The sequence below is a fragment of the Salipiger sp. PrR007 genome (genome assembly GCF_010499845.1).
In the GTDB taxonomy this organism is placed as follows: Bacteria; Pseudomonadota; Alphaproteobacteria; order Rhodobacterales; family Rhodobacteraceae; genus Salipiger; species Salipiger pacificus_A.
Map to the genome: position 1 here is coordinate 109873 of NZ_JAAGOZ010000010.1, position 17349 is coordinate 127221.

14 protein-coding genes are annotated in these 17349 nt (G+C 62.0%); 9 read left to right on the plus strand and 5 right to left on the minus strand.

Annotated features, from left to right (window positions below; translation table 11 throughout):
- The first annotated feature begins 9 nt into the window (after nt 1–9).
- The 8 genes from G0Q01_RS03050 (at nt 10) to G0Q01_RS03085 (ending at nt 9145) form a co-directional block, all read left to right on the plus strand.
- Nucleotides 10–1002, plus strand: coding sequence for an ABC transporter permease (locus tag G0Q01_RS03050; protein WP_164190140.1), 993 nt, complete (start codon nt 10–12; stop codon nt 1000–1002).
- A gap of 60 nt (nt 1003–1062) precedes the next feature.
- Nucleotides 1063–2097: a LacI family DNA-binding transcriptional regulator gene (locus tag G0Q01_RS03055; protein ID WP_235939532.1), complete on the plus strand. Its 1035-nt coding sequence runs from the start codon at nt 1063–1065 to the stop codon at nt 2095–2097.
- A 276-nt stretch (nt 2098–2373) separates the two neighbouring features.
- Nucleotides 2374–3294 carry a transcriptional regulator gene (locus G0Q01_RS03060; protein ID WP_108970712.1) on the plus strand — a complete coding sequence of 307 codons (921 nt, stop codon included), beginning with the start codon at nt 2374–2376 and terminating at the stop codon, nt 3292–3294.
- A gap of 96 nt (nt 3295–3390) precedes the next feature.
- Nucleotides 3391–4899 (plus strand): alpha-N-arabinofuranosidase, encoded by a 1509-nt coding sequence (locus G0Q01_RS03065; protein WP_164190144.1) that lies wholly within the window; start codon nt 3391–3393, stop codon nt 4897–4899.
- A gap of 109 nt (nt 4900–5008) precedes the next feature.
- On the plus strand, nt 5009–6268 hold the full coding sequence (locus tag G0Q01_RS03070; protein WP_164190147.1) for an extracellular solute-binding protein: 1260 nt from the start codon (nt 5009–5011) through the stop codon (nt 6266–6268).
- Nucleotides 6269–6335: 67 nt separating this feature from the next.
- Nucleotides 6336–7229, plus strand: a complete 894-nt coding sequence (locus tag G0Q01_RS03075; RefSeq protein WP_108970709.1) for a carbohydrate ABC transporter permease — start codon at nt 6336–6338, stop codon at nt 7227–7229.
- On the plus strand, nt 7226–8068 hold the full coding sequence (locus G0Q01_RS03080; RefSeq protein WP_108970708.1) for a carbohydrate ABC transporter permease: 843 nt from the start codon (nt 7226–7228) through the stop codon (nt 8066–8068). The genes G0Q01_RS03075 and G0Q01_RS03080 overlap by 4 nt, the downstream gene beginning before the upstream one ends.
- 3 nt (nt 8069–8071) lie before the next feature.
- Complete coding sequence (locus G0Q01_RS03085; protein WP_164190149.1) at nt 8072–9145, plus strand: ABC transporter ATP-binding protein; 1074 nt, start codon at nt 8072–8074, stop codon at nt 9143–9145.
- A gap of 272 nt (nt 9146–9417) precedes the next feature.
- Here the strand turns inward: G0Q01_RS03085 and G0Q01_RS03090 are convergent, their stop codons facing one another.
- The 5 genes from G0Q01_RS03090 to G0Q01_RS03110 all read right to left on the minus strand — a co-directional run bounded on the left by G0Q01_RS03090 (nt 9418) and on the right by G0Q01_RS03110 (nt 13722).
- Nucleotides 9418–10725, minus strand: a complete 1308-nt coding sequence (locus tag G0Q01_RS03090; RefSeq protein ID WP_164190151.1) for a TrkH family potassium uptake protein — start codon at nt 10723–10725, stop codon at nt 9418–9420.
- Between the two features lie 39 nt (nt 10726–10764).
- The gene (locus G0Q01_RS03095) at nt 10765–11430 is read right to left on the minus strand and encodes a TrkA family potassium uptake protein (protein ID WP_164190153.1); all 666 of its coding nucleotides are present in this window, start codon (nt 11428–11430) and stop codon (nt 10765–10767) included.
- A 444-nt stretch (nt 11431–11874) separates the two neighbouring features.
- Nucleotides 11875–12408 (minus strand): lipocalin family protein, encoded by a 534-nt coding sequence (locus G0Q01_RS03100; RefSeq protein ID WP_203594878.1) that lies wholly within the window; start codon nt 12406–12408, stop codon nt 11875–11877.
- Between the two features lie 168 nt (nt 12409–12576).
- Nucleotides 12577–12900 carry a PRC-barrel domain-containing protein gene (locus G0Q01_RS03105; protein ID WP_164190155.1) on the minus strand — a complete coding sequence of 108 codons (324 nt, stop codon included), beginning with the start codon at nt 12898–12900 and terminating at the stop codon, nt 12577–12579.
- 360 nt (nt 12901–13260) lie between these two features.
- A complete protein-coding gene (locus tag G0Q01_RS03110) occupies nt 13261–13722 on the minus strand; it encodes an Lrp/AsnC family transcriptional regulator (RefSeq protein ID WP_164190157.1) in 462 nt (153 codons plus the stop codon).
- Nucleotides 13723–13865: 143 nt separating this feature from the next.
- On the opposite strand from G0Q01_RS03110, the gene G0Q01_RS03115 reads away from it, so the two are divergent.
- Nucleotides 13866–17327, plus strand: a complete 3462-nt coding sequence (locus G0Q01_RS03115) for an indolepyruvate ferredoxin oxidoreductase family protein (RefSeq protein ID WP_164190159.1) — start codon at nt 13866–13868, stop codon at nt 17325–17327.
- Nucleotides 17328–17349: the final 22 nt, after the last annotated feature.

Consider the following 17349-nt stretch of genomic DNA (forward strand, 5'->3'; position numbering starts at 1 on the left):
AGGAAGCCCATGTCCTCATCAATCGAAGATGTCATCGATCTGGCCCAGCATCGAAGTGCCGTGGCCCGTGTTGCCAACATGCAGGTGTTCTGGGTCTTTCTCGCAGCGGTGATCGCCTGCGTCGCGCTCAGTTTGGCCACGGATTCCTTTGCCACCTCGCGCAACCTGTTCAACGTCTCGCGCAACTTCGCCTTCGTCGCGATCATCGCCATCGGCATGACTGCGGTGATCGCCTCGGGCGGGATCGACCTCTCGGTAGGTTCGACGGTCGTCCTTACGGCGATGGTCATCAGCGTCCTGATGGCGGCGGGCCACGCCTTTTGGCTTTCGGCGCTGGCCGCCCTTGGCGTGGCGCTGCTGGTCGGATTCATCAACGGGGTGTTGATCGCCTACGCCGGCATGCCCCCCTTTGTGGTCACGCTCGGCATGCTCTCGGCCGCGCGCTCGGCCGCGATGGTCCTGTCCGACAACAAGATGATCTGGGAGTTCGGACCCGACCACGACCTCCTGCTCTGGATCGGCGGCGGGGCGACGTTCGGGCTGCCTCATCCGCTTTTTGCGCTGATCGCTCTGACGCTGGTGATGACCTTCGTGTTCCGCTGGACCCGCTGGGGGCAGCATTTGTTCGCCATCGGCTCGAACGAGCAGGCGGCAACGCTTACCGGCATCCCGGTGTCGCGGCTCAAGGTCTCGGTCTACATGTTCTCGGCATTCACCGCCGGGTTGACGGGTATTCTGATGGCCGGATGGCTGGGCAGCGTGACGACGAACCTTGGCAATGCGATGGAGTTGACGGTGATCGCAGCGGCGGTGATCGGCGGCGCCAATCTCAACGGCGGAGAGGGCACGGCGCTTGGCGCGGTTGTCGGTGCCCTGCTGATCGAGGTCATCCGGAACTCGCTGATCCTGCTGGGAGTTTCGACGTTCTGGCAAGGCATGTTCATAGGGACGTTTATCGTGATCGCCGTGGCATTCGACCGCATCCGCCACATGCAGCGATGAGCTAGACCTTGCTCGGGGTGCCGGTATACAGACGCCCGGGGGCCAACAGGAGGGCGGCATTTGCGACCGACGATGATGGATGTGGCGGCGCGGGCGGGGGTCTCGCAGGCGACGGTATCGCTGGTCCTGAACGGCAGCGCAGGAGCGCGGCTCAGCCAAGCCACCCGCGAGCGGGTCCGCATGGCCGCGGAAGAGTTGGGCTACCACCTCGCGGCGCGCGGCCAGCCGAAAATGCCGGTCGAGTCGAAGATGATCGGCTTCGTTGTGGACGAGCTCACCTCCGATCCCTGGATGTCCCTGGCGTTCGATGGCGCGCGGGAGAAGGCGCTCGAACAGGGCATCGCGGTGACCTTGGCGGTGCTGCGCGGCGAAGAGGCCCTCGAAGACCAGATCCTCGAGCAGATGGCGCATCAGCAGGTCTTGGGTTTTTTATACGGCACCATCCTGACGCGGCAGATCAGCCCGCCCAAGGTCTTCTTCAACACGCCGACTGTGCTGGTCAATTGCTATGATCCGAAGCGCAAACTGCCCTCTGTCTTGCCGGGCGACCTCGTCGGCGGGCGGACAGCGACCCAGCGGTTGATCGAGGCAGGCTGCCGGCAGATCGCGTTTATCAATGGCGAGGAGGGTATCGACGCGTCCCGCGACCGGCTCCGCGGCTACCGGCAGGCATTGTCGAGCAACGATCTTCCCTTCGATCCCAGGCTCGTCGTTCCGGGCAACTGGGAGCCCTCGGCTGGATACGATGGGACGATGGCGCTGTTCGCGTCGGACACGCCTCCCGACGGGATTTTCTGTGCCAACGACATGATGGCCCTCGGCTGCTATGACGCGCTTCGCGAGTTGGGATTGCGGGTTCCTGAAGACGTCGCCGTAGTGGGCTTCGACGACCGAGAGATCGCCCAGTTCATGCGGCCGCCGCTGACCACATTGGTCCTGCCCCACGCGGAAATGGGGGCGATCGCGGCAGAGATGCTTCTGGACATGGCTGGGGGGATGCCCAACAGGCATGACCAGATCAAGGTGGAATGCCCGCTGATCGAGCGGAACTCTGTTCAATCCTCGGCAGGCGGTTCACGAGAAACCGGCCGCTGACCTCTGAGCCGTGCATGGTCTGCGCCGATCGCCTCGTCGTGCAGCGTGGCCGTTGATCTGCCCCCACCGATCGGCCCAAGTTGATCGCTGACCCATCATCGTCCTGCGATCTCCCGGTATGGAGATCTCTGCGGCCGGGCGTCTGAATCGAGGCGCGCTGATAGGCCAAGCCATGCGGACATGCCCTGCTCATGAAGCAGCAAGGTGGATTGGCTCTTTTTTTATACCCGATCTTCGGATATATATGACCAGTGTTCGCCGGAAAAGGCCATCCAGATGACCAACAAGCTGCTCGTCGTCGATCCGATCGCTCAGTTCGATGTTCTGAAAGGTCTGGCGAGCGAGGTACGTATCTCGATCCTGAAACTTCTGGCGAAGACCGGCCCAATGAACGTCAATCAGGTCGCGGCCGAACTCTCTCTCCCGCAGTCCACGATTTCTTCGAACATGCAGATTCTCGAGAGCGTGGGCCTTGTCGCCACCGACATCCAGAAGGCCCGCAAGGGCAACCAGAAGGTCTGTCAGCCAGTCTATACCGAGATCCTCGTGGCTCTTGGCGACCAGAGACCGGAGGTGCGCGACGACGAGATCGAAGTATCCATGCCGCTCGGTCTCTATTCGCAAGTCGAAGTGACCGCTCCCTGCGGGCTGTGCTCTGCCGAGGGGGTGATCGGCCTGCTCGACGTGCCCGATACCTTTCTCGATCCCGAACGCATGAGGGCAGGGCTCCTCTGGTTCACCAGGGGCTTTGTTGAGTATCAGTTTCCCAACAATGCCAAACTGTTGAACAAGCCGGTTCAGTCACTCGAGTTCTCCATGGAGCTGAGCTCCGAAGTGCCTGGCACCTCCGCCGACTGGCCCTCCGACATCTCGCTGAGTGTGAACGGGACTCATGTCGCCACCTGGACGTCACCCGGCGATTTCGGCGACAAGCGGGGGGTTTTCACACCCGCCTGGTGGAAACTGGCGGGGTCTCAATACGGCAAGCTGAAGACGTGGCGTATCAACGGCGAAGGCACCTACGTAGACGGCTTGCGGGTTTCGGATGTGACGTTGACGGATCTGGAGGTCGACAGGCACCGTTCGATCCGGGTCCGCATCGGCGTGCGAGATGATGCCGAGCATCCCGGAGGGTTGAACATCTTCGGGCGCGGTTTCGGAAACTATGATCAGGACATCACCATGCGCCTGCGGTGAGCCCCGAGAAAACACTTGACTGAGCCGCCGTCCCTCGCAACCATATCGGCATACACGGTACAAACCGGAAGATAGGGTACATTAGGGAGGGATCGCATGAGGGCTCGTGTCACCGCGCATGCGCGCTACACCATCGCGGATATCGACAAACGGCTTTACGGCTCTTTCCTCGAGCATCTGGGTCGGGCCGTGTATACCGGCATATATGAACCCGATCACCCCAGCGCCGATGCCAGCGGGATGCGGCAGGACGTGATCGACCTCGTCCGCGAACTCGACACGCCGATTTGCCGCTATCCGGGGGGCAACTTTGTCTCTGCCTACAACTGGGAGGATGGTATCGGCCCGAAGGAGGATCGGCCGACCCGGCTCGATCTCGCGTGGAAGACGCTCGAGAACAACCATGTGGGCATTCACGAATATGCCGACTGGGCCGAGAAGTCCAACATCGAGATGATGCTTGCCGTCAATCTTGGCTCGCGCGGCCTCGACGAGGCCCGGAGCTTCGTCGAATACGTGAACCACCCCGGCGGCAGCTACTGGTCTGACCTGCGTCGCAAGAACGGGCGGGCAGAGCCTTGGGCGGTGAAAACCTGGTGTCTGGGGAACGAGATGGACGGGCCCTGGCAGGTCGGCCACAAGACGGCCCGCCAATACGGCCAACTTGCCAATGAAACGGCCAAAGCGCTACGGGCCTTCGACAGCGATCTCGAACTGGTGGTTTGCGGATCTTCCCACTCCGACATGCCGACCTACCCGCAATGGGAGGCCACGGTGCTCGAGGAGACCTACGACAATATCGACCACATTTCGCTGCACATGTATTTCGAGAACTACGAGAAGAACACGGCGAACTTCCTAGCTTTGCCGGAAAAGCTGGATCGCTATATCGGCACGGTGAGCGGCGTGATCGACTTCGTGAAGGGCAAGAAGCGGTCGAAGAAGGATGTGACGATCTCGTTCGATGAATGGAACGTCTGGTATCACACCCGAAAGCAGGATCAGCTCTACCTGCAAGGCAAGGATTGGAAGTACTGGCCGCCGATCCTGGAGGATGTGTACAATTTCGAGGATGTGCTTCAAGTGGGCTGCATCCTGAACACCTTCATCCGCCGTTCTGATCGGGTGCGCATCGCCTGCATCGCACAGCTCGTGAACGTGATCGCTCCCATCATGACCAGCCCGGGCGGTCCGGCCTGGCGTCAGACGATCTACTATCCGTTAAAGCTCGCCTCGCACCACGGTCGCGGCACCGCGCTGCAATTGGATGTCGATTGTCCGACCTATGACGCGGATATGGCAGCAGGGGTCAGCTACCTTGATATTGCCGGCGTGCACGACGCCGATGTGGGCAGCGTGACCTTCTTCGCCGTCAACCGGAACGGGAGCGAGCCGATGGAGGTAGAGGTGTCGCTCGAGAGGTTCGGCACACCGAAGACCGCAAGCCATACCCTGATCCACCACGACGATCTGGAGGCGCGGAACACGATGGAGGCGCCCGACACGGTGGTGCCGCAAGAGGGTAGCGGTGCCAAGATAGATAGAAACACTCTCAGCCTGGCCCTGCCGCCCTACAGCTATTCTGTGATCCGGGTCACGCTGTGACGACTGTATCGGAATATCGGGTATATACCGCCAAAATCGTTGATAGGAACCGGCAGTAGTGTAGAGTCAATCTGCGGCCGGGGTCCGGTCTTTCTTTGGGAGGAGAAAAATGAAACAAGTGTTGAGTATGGTCCTCGGGGCCACGCTTGCGACTTCTGCCCAGGCGCAGGAGACCGTCGTCTGGTGGGATTTCCTGAGTGGCGGCGACGGCGTGCGGTTGAAGTCGATGATCGAGGACTTCAACACGGCACACGAGGGCGAGATCGCCATCGATGCGACCACGCTCGAATGGGGCGTGCCCTTCTACACGAAAGTTCAGACATCGGTCGCCGTGGGCGAAGCCCCCGACATCATGGCCTACCACGCCAGCCGCATCCCGCTCGCCGTAAGCCAGGGTTTGCTGCAGCCGATCACTGATGCGGACTGGGAGAAGATGGGACTGAGCCAGGAGGATTTCGCAGAGTCCACCTGGAACGCGGTGACGGTCGACGGCAAGCAATACGCCGTGCCGCTCGATACGCATCCCATCGTGCTCTACTACAACCGAGACCTTCTCAAGCAAGCCGGCCGCCTCAACGAGGATGGCACGCCCATGGGGCTCGACAGTCGCGAGGGCTTCGAGGAAACCCTTGCCGCGCTCAAGGATGCGGGCGTCGAGTATCCGCTGGCCTCGGTGACAGCCGACGGCAACTTCATGTACCGCACCATATACTCGCTCATGGGCCAGCAAGACGGCGAACTTCTGACCGACGGCGAGTTCCTGGCGGGTGATAACGCTGAGAAACTGCAGAATGCACTGTCCGTGCTGCAGGATTGGACCAACAAAAAGTGGCAGTCGACCTATACCGACTATCCCGCGACGGTTGCGCTTTTCACCTCGGGCGAAGCGGGGATGATGATCAACGGCGTTTGGGAAGTCCCGACGATGAAGGATCTGAGCGACGAAGGCAGGCTCTTCGACTGGGGCGCGGTCGAACTGCCGGTGATCTTCGCCCATCCCTCAACCTACGCCGATAGCCATGCCTTTGCGATCCCGGCCAACAACGGCGTGGATGATGGCACCGCCAAGCGCGACGCGGTGCTGGAAGTCATGTCCTGGATGTCGAAGAATTCGCTGTTCTGGGCCACCGCGGGCCACATTCCGGCCAATTCGAACGTGACGGCATCCGAGGAATATTCCCAGATGGAGCCGAATGCGACCTACTCCTCGCTGACCAAGAACATGATATTCGACCCTCAGAGCACATTCGCGGGCGTCGCTGGTCCGATGTTCGACGTGATGTCCACCTACTTTGTTCCGACGCTGAACGGAGAGATGGATCCGGCCGAGGCGGTCGAGGAAATCCAGTACGAACTCAACGACATGTAATGATTCCGGGAGGGGCGCGCGTGCCCCTCCTTTCGTCTGACCAAAGGTTCGAATTGGAGGACCCGGCGTGATCCGCAACGCGAGAAAAGACACGCTGATCGCCTATGTCCTGATCGCACCCTTCGTGGCGATCTACGGGCTGATCTTCGTCTACCCGACGATCGACATGTTCATCCTGTCCTTTCAGGATGCGCCGCTGATCAGCTTCGGGCCGCAGACCGCGGAATGGACCGGTCTCGACAACTATACCCGTCTGCCAGATGACCGGCGCTTCGACACGGCCTTTTGGAACACGGCCTATTTCGTGCTGCTCAGCGTGGTTCCGGGGACGCTCGTGGCGCTTGCCATCGCCTTGGGCATCACGCGGCTCTCGGGGCGTCTTCAAGCACTCGTGCTGGCCTTGTTCTTCCTGCCCTACATCCTGCCGGTTTCTGTGGTCTACCGGATCTGGGACTGGACGCTGAACTTCCAATTCGGCATCGCCATGCATCTGTTCGATGCCTTGGGCATCGATCGCGTGCCGATCTTCAAGACCTCGACCTGGTTCATGCCGGCCGTGGCCTTCGTGACGATCTGGTGGACCTGCGGCTTCTCCATCTTGCTGTTTCTCGCGGGTCTGAGGGCGATCCCGACCGAAATCTACGAGGCGGCGGAACTGGATAATGCCGGACGCTGGACCGTTTTCCGGAAACTGACGTGGCCGCTGTTGTGGCCCGTCACGGCGCTGGTCCTGACGATCCAGCTGATCCTTCAGCTCAAGATCTTCGACCAAGTGTACCTGTTTTCCATAGGCGGGCGACCGAACGACAATCTGGTGATGGTTTACTACATCTACCAGCGTGCGTTCCAGAGCGACGACGGCGGGCGCGCTGCAGCCATCGCGGTGGTGCTCTTCCTGGTCGTCATCGTGGTTTCCGTGCTGAACTTCCAGCTTCTGCGCCTCGCGGAGCGCAAGACATGACCCCGACCACGACGCGACGCTACAACATCGCCGGAGCGATCATCACGATCCTGACGGTGATCGCCGCGATCATCTGGGCCTTCCCGATTTACTGGGGCATCGTCTCGTCCTTCAAGCTCGAGGACGAGGTCGTGCGCCCCTATATCGAACTCTGGCCCGAGAACCCAACTTTACGGCATTACTGGTTCGCCTTGACCGAGACGCAGATTGGCAGCTGGTACATGAATTCGGTGGCCACGGCCCTCGGGGTGACGGTGCTGACCGTCTCCACCTCGCTCTTGGTGGGCTATGCCATCAGTCAGCTCCGGTTTCCCGGTCGGAGCCTGCTGTGGTGGCTGATCCTGGCCAGCTTCATGGTCCCCACGCAGGTTCTTATCATCAACCATTTCGTGCTGATCGCGAATATGGGCCTGTTGAACACCTGGGCGGGGATCATCCTGCCGCAACTCATCCACCCGGTGATCATCATCGTCTACAAGCAGTTCTTCGACCAAGTCCCGAAAGAATTTCGCGAGGCGGCCGTGATGGACAACGCCTCTGAGTTCCGGATCCTGACCAAGGTCTACATTCCGATGAACTGGGGCGTGACCACGGCGCTTTCCATCGTCACCTTCATCTGGGCCTGGAACGCCTTCCTGTGGCCGTTTCTGGCGGTCACGCGGACCGAGATGATGACCATCACGGTCGGCATCACCCAAGTTAGTGACGCCTTCGGCGTCTATTACGCGCGGCAGCTGGCCTCGGCCGTGCTCGCCGGTTTCCCTGTCGCGCTCGCTTACCTGCTCTTCCAGCGGCGGGTAACGCAGGCCATCACGCTCAGTGCGGGGATCAAGGGGTAAGATATGGCAGATATCGCACTGCAGAACGTCTCGAAGAGCTTCGGCGCCGTCGAGGTCATCAAGGACATCAGTCTCGAGGTGAAGCAGGGAGAATTCATGGCCTTTCTCGGGCCGTCTGGTTCGGGAAAGTCCACCCTCCTGCGCATGATCGCTGGTCTCGAGTCCATCGACCGCGGCGAGCTCCTGATCGGCGGTCGAGAGTGCCAGGCTCTCGCCCCGGGCCAACGAAACGTGGCGATGGTCTTCCAGAACTACGCCCTTTATCCCCACATGACCGTGCGCGACAACATGGCCTTTGGCCTGCGCAATATCGGGATGAAGGAGAACGACATCGCCGCCCGGGTCGCGGATGCCGGGCGTATCCTCGAGATGGAGTCGCTTCTCGACCGCCGCCCGAGCCAGCTGTCGGGCGGGCAGCGCCAGCGGGTGGCCATCGGCAGGGCGATCGTCAAGGAGCCCGCGGCGTTTCTCTTCGACGAACCGCTGTCAAATCTCGACGCTGCGCTCCGGGTGCGCACGCGGGTCGAGCTCGCGCAGCTGCACCAGCGCATCGCGGCCACGATGATCTATGTCACCCACGACCAGACCGAGGCCATGACGCTCGCTGACCGGATTGTCATCCTCAACAATTGCCGGATCGAGCAGATCGGCACACCGATGGAGGTCTACACTTATCCTGCCTCGCGCTTTGTCGCCGGTTTTGTCGGAAGTCCGGGCATGAACTTCATGAAAGCGGACGTGGCGATTTCCGGCAGAGAGGCGCTTGCCGTCCTCGGCGACGGATCGCGCGTGACGATGAACATTTCGATCCCGGATGGCGGCGCCTACGAGCTGGGGATCCGCCCCGAAGCGGTGCACGTCACAACAGGCGAGGGCGATACGAAGGGTGAGGCCACTGTGGTGGAGCACCTAGGGGACAGGACGCTGGTTCATACCCGGCTCAGCGACGGCACCTCGGTCATCGCGCTCGACGGCGGACGCTCGCAGGTCGCGCCAGGGGACAACGTGGCGCTGCGATTCGACACCAGCCAGTTGCATCTTTTCGATTCCGCCGGTCGCGCCCATCACGCAGATTGACGGGCACCCGCTTCTATGCGGCATCACGGAATGAGCGCTGCCACGTTCTGCAAAGTGGCGGTGAAAGTATGGCGCCATGGAAGTGTCCGAGACCAAGCGGCTGAAAACGCCCGTGACCGAGACTGCGGAGCTGAAGAAGGTGCTGCCGGAGCAGGTGCAGGCGACGTCCCAAGGCGTCAACCTCTCGCCGTTCGTCAAGAGGCCCGAGTGATCGCAGTCGCGACCATGAAGCGGCTCGGTTAGGGTCAGTGTGAGCAAGCTCTCGAACAGGGCTACCCGAGATAAACTTTGCTCGCAGGGTACCCAACCCGGGGCTTGGATCGTGTTGCAAGGAAAAAGCCCAGGGTCAGTGGTCCAACCCTGCCGACAAACATGACGGCGATGATCACCGCGCGACCGAAGCCGTCCAGCTCTCCGGTGGTCCCCCGTGACAATCCGACCGTACCGAAGGCCGAGGTGACCTCGAATGCAAGATCGATGAAGTCCCCATCGTGGGACAGGGTCACGAGGAAGATCGCGACCAGAACCGTCAGCAGGCTTACCATGGTCAGCGCCAGAACCTTCATGATCTCTTCGGCACCGATACTCCGCCCGAAGACGTGCAGCTGCTGACTACGCCGGAAGAAGGCGACGGTCGCAAGCAGAAGGACGATAAAGGTTGTCACCTTGATGCCTCCGGCCGTCGAGGTGCTGCCTCCACCGATCACCATGAGGGACATGAACATCATGGAGGTGCTGTCATGGATGCCGCCGATGTCGACGGTGTTGAAGCCAGCGGTGCGGGTCGTCACCCCTTGGAACCAGCTTGCCCACAGCCTGTCACCGGTACTGGCAAGCCCTCCGAGCGTCGCAGGGTTGGTCCATTCCAGTGCAGCGAAGGTCAGCACCGACCAAACGATCAGAGCCAGAGTGCCGACCAACATGAGCTTTGTGTGCAGCGAGAACGCTTGCCAGCGGCGCTTGCCGTAGGCCTCGGTCACCACGATGAACCCCAGCCCGCCGAAGATGAACAGCGCCGGGATCGTGAGGTTCACGACAGGGTTGCCCACATAGCGCGACAAACTGTCGGGAAAGAGCGCAAAGCCCGCGTTGTTGAACGCCGAGACGGTATGGAAAAGCGCCTGCCACAGCCCCTCGCCCCAGCCGAATTCCGGCACGAAGACGCCGGACAGCAGCGCGACGCCCAAGAGTTCGCAGGCCAGCACGGTCTTGAGGATCCCACGAACGAGGACCAGCAGGTCGCTGATCGAAGTCTGGTTGAGATCCTCGCGCAGGAAGATGCGCTGCGAGATCGTCACCGGAAGACCCAGCATCGACAGCAACAGCACGGCAAAGGTCATCAACCCCAGCCCACCCAGCTGGATCAGCACCATGATGACCCCCTGACCGAAGAGGGTGAACTGGCTGCCGGTGTCCGAGACCACGAGACCAGTCACCGTCACGGCCGAGGCGGCGGTGAAGATCGCGTCCGACCAGGTTATCGGCATCGCCGTCGCTGCGGGCACCATCAGCAGAGCGCCACCCAGGACGATCAGCACCGCATAGAGACCGGCGAGGATCGCGGGCGGGGGGAGCTGCATGCGCCATACCCCCTTGGACCATACGGGCCGCATCGGCGCTCAGAGCCCGTCCGCGAAGCGGCGCAGGTTTTCCCTGCGTCCGAGGAGCAGCAGCTTGTCGTCCGCCTTGAGTTCGGTCGCCCCGGCCCGGCAGTCCACATAGTCGCTGCCGCGCATGAGCCCCAAGGTCCGAAGCTCGAACTTCTCGGGCAGGCCGATCTTGTCGATGGGCGTACCGTCGAGACTTTGGGGTACGCGGAAGTCCACCACGTGGAAGCCGTTGCCGAGGCTCACGTAGTCGCGGACCAGCGGGTTGTGCAGCATCTGGGCGATATGGCGACCGATCTCCTGCTCGGGCAGGATCACCCGGTCGGCACCAAGCTTGGACAGGATCCGATGATGCGTACGGTTCATCGCCTTCACCCAGACCGTGGGCACGCCAAGCATCTTGACGTTCATGGTGCAAAGGATGTTGGCGTCGAGCTCTTCGCCGATGGCGACGACGGCAACATCGTAGCTGCCCACTCCGACCTCGCGCAGAGCCTGGTCGTCGCGACCGTCGGCGATCACCGCTTCGGCAATCGTGTCGGCGACGCGTGAGACGTTGCGTTCCTGCAGGTCGATCCCAAGCACGTGGTTGCCGAACCGGGCCAGCTCAGACGCGACGGTTGTGCCGAAGGTTCCAAGGCCGATGACGGCGAAACTGCGAGACTTCGGTTTGGGCATGATGGCCTCCTTGCAGAAATCAGGAGGTAGAGCCGGGCATCAGAACTGTCAATTGGCAGGCCAGCCGCGAGCCAGCCTTTAAAATCAGTATCATCGACAAGGGGACCGCGGGTCGCGGACCGGACCTGCCGCTGATGGAACAGCGCGTCGCTGCCGCGCTGCTTCCTCGAGACGCTCATTCATGGCATCGTGAAGCATCGCCAGGCAGGCCAAGGTCCGCATTGGGCGGGCCACGTCATGGAAGGGTACCCGCCAATCGTGCCTTTGCCATGTGAGGTCCCTGTCCATGGCGAACCCTCAGGTTCGCTTGAGCAAATAGCAGCAAATAGCCGCCCCGCCCGAGCTGGCCCGGTCGGAGACAAACACTCTGGTACTTTTTTGCCGGCGTGCTGAGGAAAGCCTGAACAGGAAGCCCCCCGACGAGGCGTTGGAGGGCGAGCTTAATCACTCTTCAGTCTGGCTAACCCGGATGAGGCCCGTTAAATCGTACCCCATTTCACGCGCCTTGCCTTTGAGCATGTCAATTGTCTGATCATCCACCAGCTTCTTGCGCGTAAGAAACCATAGATAACGGCCACTCGGCTCACCGACAATCGACCAAGAGTAGTCGTCCGAGTGATCCAGGATCCAATAGTCACCTTTGAATGGCCAGAAGAAGGTCACTTCGAGTTTCGCGGGGTCCCCTGCGATCGAAGCGGTTCCTTTAGTAGTCGATGTCTTTCCGTTTCTTTGGCATCGATTTGTAACCCCGATCAACCCGTCATCTCGCAGTTCGTATTTCGCGGTGACGTTCATGCAGTCACGTTCAAAGGAATGGTCGAAGCGCGCCTGTTCGTGCCAAACGCCGAGGTACCTGCTCAGCTCGACCGATTGCTTCGGCTCCGGCACGTGCGAGTTGGCGACTTCTGGGCGCTGGATCGCAGCACATCCGGCGAGGAGCAGTGCAACGACGGCTGCGGTTAGCATCTGTTTCTTCATTCAAACTAGCTTTCCTTCAACGCCGCTCTGCAACGTTCGTCAATTGGGTCATATTCCGACTGTGCGTTTCTTGCCGAACGTATCTGGGCCGCATGGTGCTATCAAAGCGCAAGGCGGCGCACGGCCTGCGCGCGCCGCCACGAAACTGTTCTACAAGCTACGAGGCGATCAATCCTCCCACTTGGGAAGGTTCTTCAATTCCTCCTCGGTCATGGAGGTGGTGAAATCACCGTTATCGAAGGTGAGGTCGTCGAGCGAGACAACAATATCGTCGTCGCCAATATTCAGAAAGCCTCCGGCTTCGACGACAGCTGCGACGGGCTCGCCGGAATCGTTGACCAAGATCTCCTCAATTTCACCGATCTTTTTGCCATCTGCCCCCATGATGTCGGCGTCGTCGATGCTGTGAAGCGAGGACACGTCCATCGTTTGTGCCGATGCTGCGCCGGCCATGAGGATGAGCGAAAGAGCGGGCAAAGTGATGTGGCGCATGATGCCTCCGATTTATTGCGGTTCACACCGACAATGTTCGTCGATCCTTGAGGTTCCATTCCAAAAGCTGGAAGGCGCCCCAGGGGCCGGAGCATCTGCTGTGACAAGAAGGCCACCCGAAGGTAGGGAGAAGCGAAATCGCTGGACGTCCGAGACAGCACAGCACTGAACCTCACCGAGGAGCTTTAACGAAAAGCGCCGGCCGCGTGCGCGACACCGCCGAGACCGAAGCTGAAAGTGGGGCGCAAGCCGAATACACCATCTGAGTCTAGGCACGCTGGCTGGGGCTACGAGAGAACGGTGACGCCTTGTCGCGTTTGGGGAGCGATCCGAGGTGCCACCGAAGCGACTGTTCGAGGTTCAGACCGGGATGCGCGTGGTGTGCTTCACGCGGCGTAGCACGAACATGGTCGAGGCAGTGGCAACGCAATCCAGTTCGTGGATGCGGGTCATCAGGATATTCTCGAGATCGGGGATATCCTTCACCACGATATGCAGCAGGTAATCCCAGTCGCCCGAGATCGAGTAGACCTCGACGATCGCGGGCTCAAGGTCCATCGCCCTTTGGAAGGCTGAGCGCGCGTCGGCGTCCTGCGCCTTCATCCGCACCTGGCAGAAGGCGTCCATGCCCCGCCCGACCTTGGCCGGATCGACCAGGCGCACCGGCGTACTGACCACGCCGGCCTCTTCCAGTTCACGCAGGCGCCGCCAGCAGGTGGCGCTGGAGCTGTTGGTCTGTCGCGCGAGCTCGCTCATGCTGATCGAGGCGTCGGATTGCAGGATGGCAAGCATTCGGGCTTCGAGCGGCGATATCTTTGTCATGGCGTTCGCAATTATGGGGATTCTGAAACAAGCGTTTCAAGAAGTACGTGAACTTGATCCTATTAGAGATGGGGTTTCACCGGCAAGGCCTATTCTATGCGCGGAGGACGCGGCCCGGCCGCGACGAGCTTTGGGAGGAGCCGATGACCGATCAGACACCCATTCTGCGCGACTACGAACTGTCGGACCGCTACACCCGCACCGAGGGCCGAGTCTTTCTGACCGGCACGCAGGCGATCCTGCGCATCGCACTCGACCAGGCTCGTCGCGACAAGGCCGCAGGCCTCGACACGCGCGGCTTCATCTCGGGCTACCGCGGCTCGCCGGTCGGCGGGATCGACCTCGAGGTGGCGCGGAACCGCGCACTGGTGGATGCCGAGGGGATCGGCTTCGTGCCCGCCGTCAACGAGGAACTCGCAGCCACTCAGATCATTGGCACGCAGCAGGTCGAAACGGATCCGGACCGCACATGTGCCGGGGTCTTCGGCCTGTGGTACGGCAAGGGACCCGGGGTCGACCGGGCCGCAGATGCGCTCAAGCACGGCAACGCCTACGGGTCCTCGCCGCATGGCGGGGTGCTGGTGGTGGCGGGGGACGACCATGGCTGCGTCTCGTCCTCGATGCCGCACCAGTCCGACGTCGCCTTCATGAATTTCTTCATGCCGACGATCAATCCGGCCAACGTGGCCGAGTTCCTGAGCTTCGCCGAATGGGGTTACGCGCTGTCGCGCTTCTCGGGCATGTGGGTGGGGTTCAAGGCAATCTCGGAGACCGTCGAGTCGGGCATGTCCTTCGAGCTGCCAAAGCCCCGCTCTTTTGTGGCGCCCGACTACGAGCCGCCCAAGAGCGGATTGCACTACCGATGGCCGGACCTTCCCGGCCCGCAGATCGAGGAGCGGATGGAAGCCAAGAAGGCAGCGGTCCTTGCCTTTGCGCGCGCCAATCCGATCGATCGCAGCGAATGGGGGCATGAGGCGCATTTCGGCATCGTCACCACCGGCAAGTCGCATCTCGACGTGCTTGAGGCGCTGCGGCTGCTGGGCATCGACGCGGCGCGCGCCGCCGAGATCGGCCTCGACATCTACAAGGTCGGCATGGTCTGGCCTCTGGAGCACCTCGGCGCCTTGGCCTTTGCAAAGGACAAGCGCGAGTTGCTGGTCATCGAAGAGAAACGGGGCATCATCGAAAGCCAGCTCAAGGAGTATTTCTACGACTTCCCGGGACAGAAGCCGAAGCGGATGGTCGGCAAGCGCGACGAGGCGGGCAACCGTCTCATCCCCTGGACGCACGAACTCGGCGCGGTCATGCTCGCCCGGCACATCGCGGCGCGGCTGGAGCGCAACTTTCCCGACCTTGACCTTGTGAGCAAGGCCGCGCACGCGGTACCCGCGCCCGCGCCAATCCTCGTAGAGGGGGCCGCCCGCACGCCCTACTTCTGCTCGGGATGCCCGCACAACACCTCGACCAAGGTGCCCGAGGGCAGTCAGGCGCTGGCCGGGATCGGCTGCCACTTCATGGCCAGCTGGATGAACCGCAACACGACCTCGCTGATCCAGATGGGCGGCGAAGGGGTGAACTGGGTCTCCCGCTCTAGGTTCAACGGCAACAAGCACGTCTTCCAAAACCTCGGCGACGGCACCTATTACCATTCCGGCTCTCTGGCTGTCCGGCAGGCGATCGCCGCAGGGACCAACATCACCTACAAGATCCTCTACAACGACGCCGTGGCGATGACCGGCGGGCAGCACGTCGATGGCCCGCTCAGCGTCGCGTCCATCGCGCAGTCGATGGTGTCTGAAGGCGCGAGGAAGGTGGTCGTGGTCTCGGACGACCCCGAGGCGCTGCGCCGCGAGGGACTGCCGGCGGGCGTGCCGATCGAGCACCGCCGCGATCTTGACCGGGTGCAGCGCGAGTTGCGCGACATCCCCGGTACCACCGTGCTCATCTACCAGCAGACCTGCGCCACCGAGAAGCGCCGGCTGCGCAAGCGCGGCAAGATGGAGGATCCGAAGAAATTCGCGGTGATCAACCCGCTGGTCTGCGAGGGCTGTGGCGATTGCTCGGTGGAATCCAACTGCCTGAGCGTCGAGCCATTGGAGACCGAGTTCGGCCGCAAGCGGAAGATCAATCTCAACACCTGCAACAAGGATTTCACCTGTCTCAACGGCTTCTGCCCGAGCTTCGTGACCGTCGAGGGGGCGACGCTGAAAAAAACCGATGCGGCCGGGAAGGAAGCACTCGCCCCGCTGCAGGCGGCCCTGCCGGAGCCTGACCTGCCCTCTCTCTCCCAGCCTTGGGACATTCTCGTCACCGGGGTCGGCGGCACAGGGGTGGTCACCGTCGGCCAGCTCATCGCAATGGCGGCGAACCTTGAGCAAAAGGGGGCCTCGGTGCTCGACTTCATGGGGTTCGCCCAGAAGTTCGGCCCGGTGCTGAGCTACCTGCGCGTGGCGGCCTCCGAAGCGGTGCTGAACCAGGTGAAGATCGAGCCGAGCTCGGCCCATGCGCTGATTGGCTGCGATCTGGTGGTCAGCTCCTCGCCAAAGGCCTCTGCCACCTATCGCAAGGGCGAGACGCGGGCGGTGATCAATACCGCCATCATGCCCACCGGCGATCTGGTGCAGAACCGCGACGCCGATCTCAACGCGGGCGCGCGGCTGGAGGCGATCCGCGCCACCGTCGATGCGGCGTCGCTGCAGAGCTTCGACGCCAACACGCTGGCCGAAGCGCTGCTCGGCGACAGCGTCTTTGCCAACGTGATGATCCTTGGCGCGGCCTGGCAGGCCGGGCTGGTGCCGCTGGGACTCGAGGCCTTGATGCGGGCGATCGAACTCAACGGCGTGAAGCCGGCGCAGAACAAGGACGCCTTCACCTGGGGGCGGGTGCTGGTGCATGACCGTGGGGCGGTCGAGCGCGTCGCCCAACTGCCCGCCAGCCCGGTTCTGACGCTGGACGAGATGATCGCGCGGCGGGCCGAGTTCCTGACGGGCTACCAGAATGCCGCCTGGGCGCAGGAGTACCTGCGCGAGATCGGCAAGGTCCGCAAGGCCGAGACCGCCGCCACCGGCGCAGTCGGGGCACTGACCGAGGCAGCGGCCAAGGGACTCTTCAAGCTCATGTCCTACAAGGACGAATATGAAGTGGCGCGGCTGCATACGCAGACCGGCTTCCAAGACGACCTTGCCGCGCGTTTCGACGGGCCGTTTAAGCTGGTCCACCACATGGCACCGCCGGTTCTCGCCGGGGGACGGGATGCGCGCGGGCGGCCCCTCAAGCGCGCTTTCGGCCCCTGGATACGCCCCGCGATGCGCCTTCTCGCGAAGATGAAACCGCTGCGCGGCACCGCGCTCGATCCCTTCGGCTACAGTGTCGAGCGAAAGATGGAGCGCGCTCTGATCGCCGAGTACCGCGCCTTGTTGGACCGCCTGACCGCCGGGCTGACCTTCAAGAACCGCGATGATCGCGCCGCAAAGGCGGCGCTGGTGATGGACATTCGCGGCTTCGGCCCGGTGAAACGGGCCGCGGCGATGGGGGTCAGGGCGCAAATGGCCGAGATCTCCGCTAATAACGGCACGCAAAGTGACAGAAGCGCTGCAATCATGTGACATATCGCGGAGGCTGGCGTAG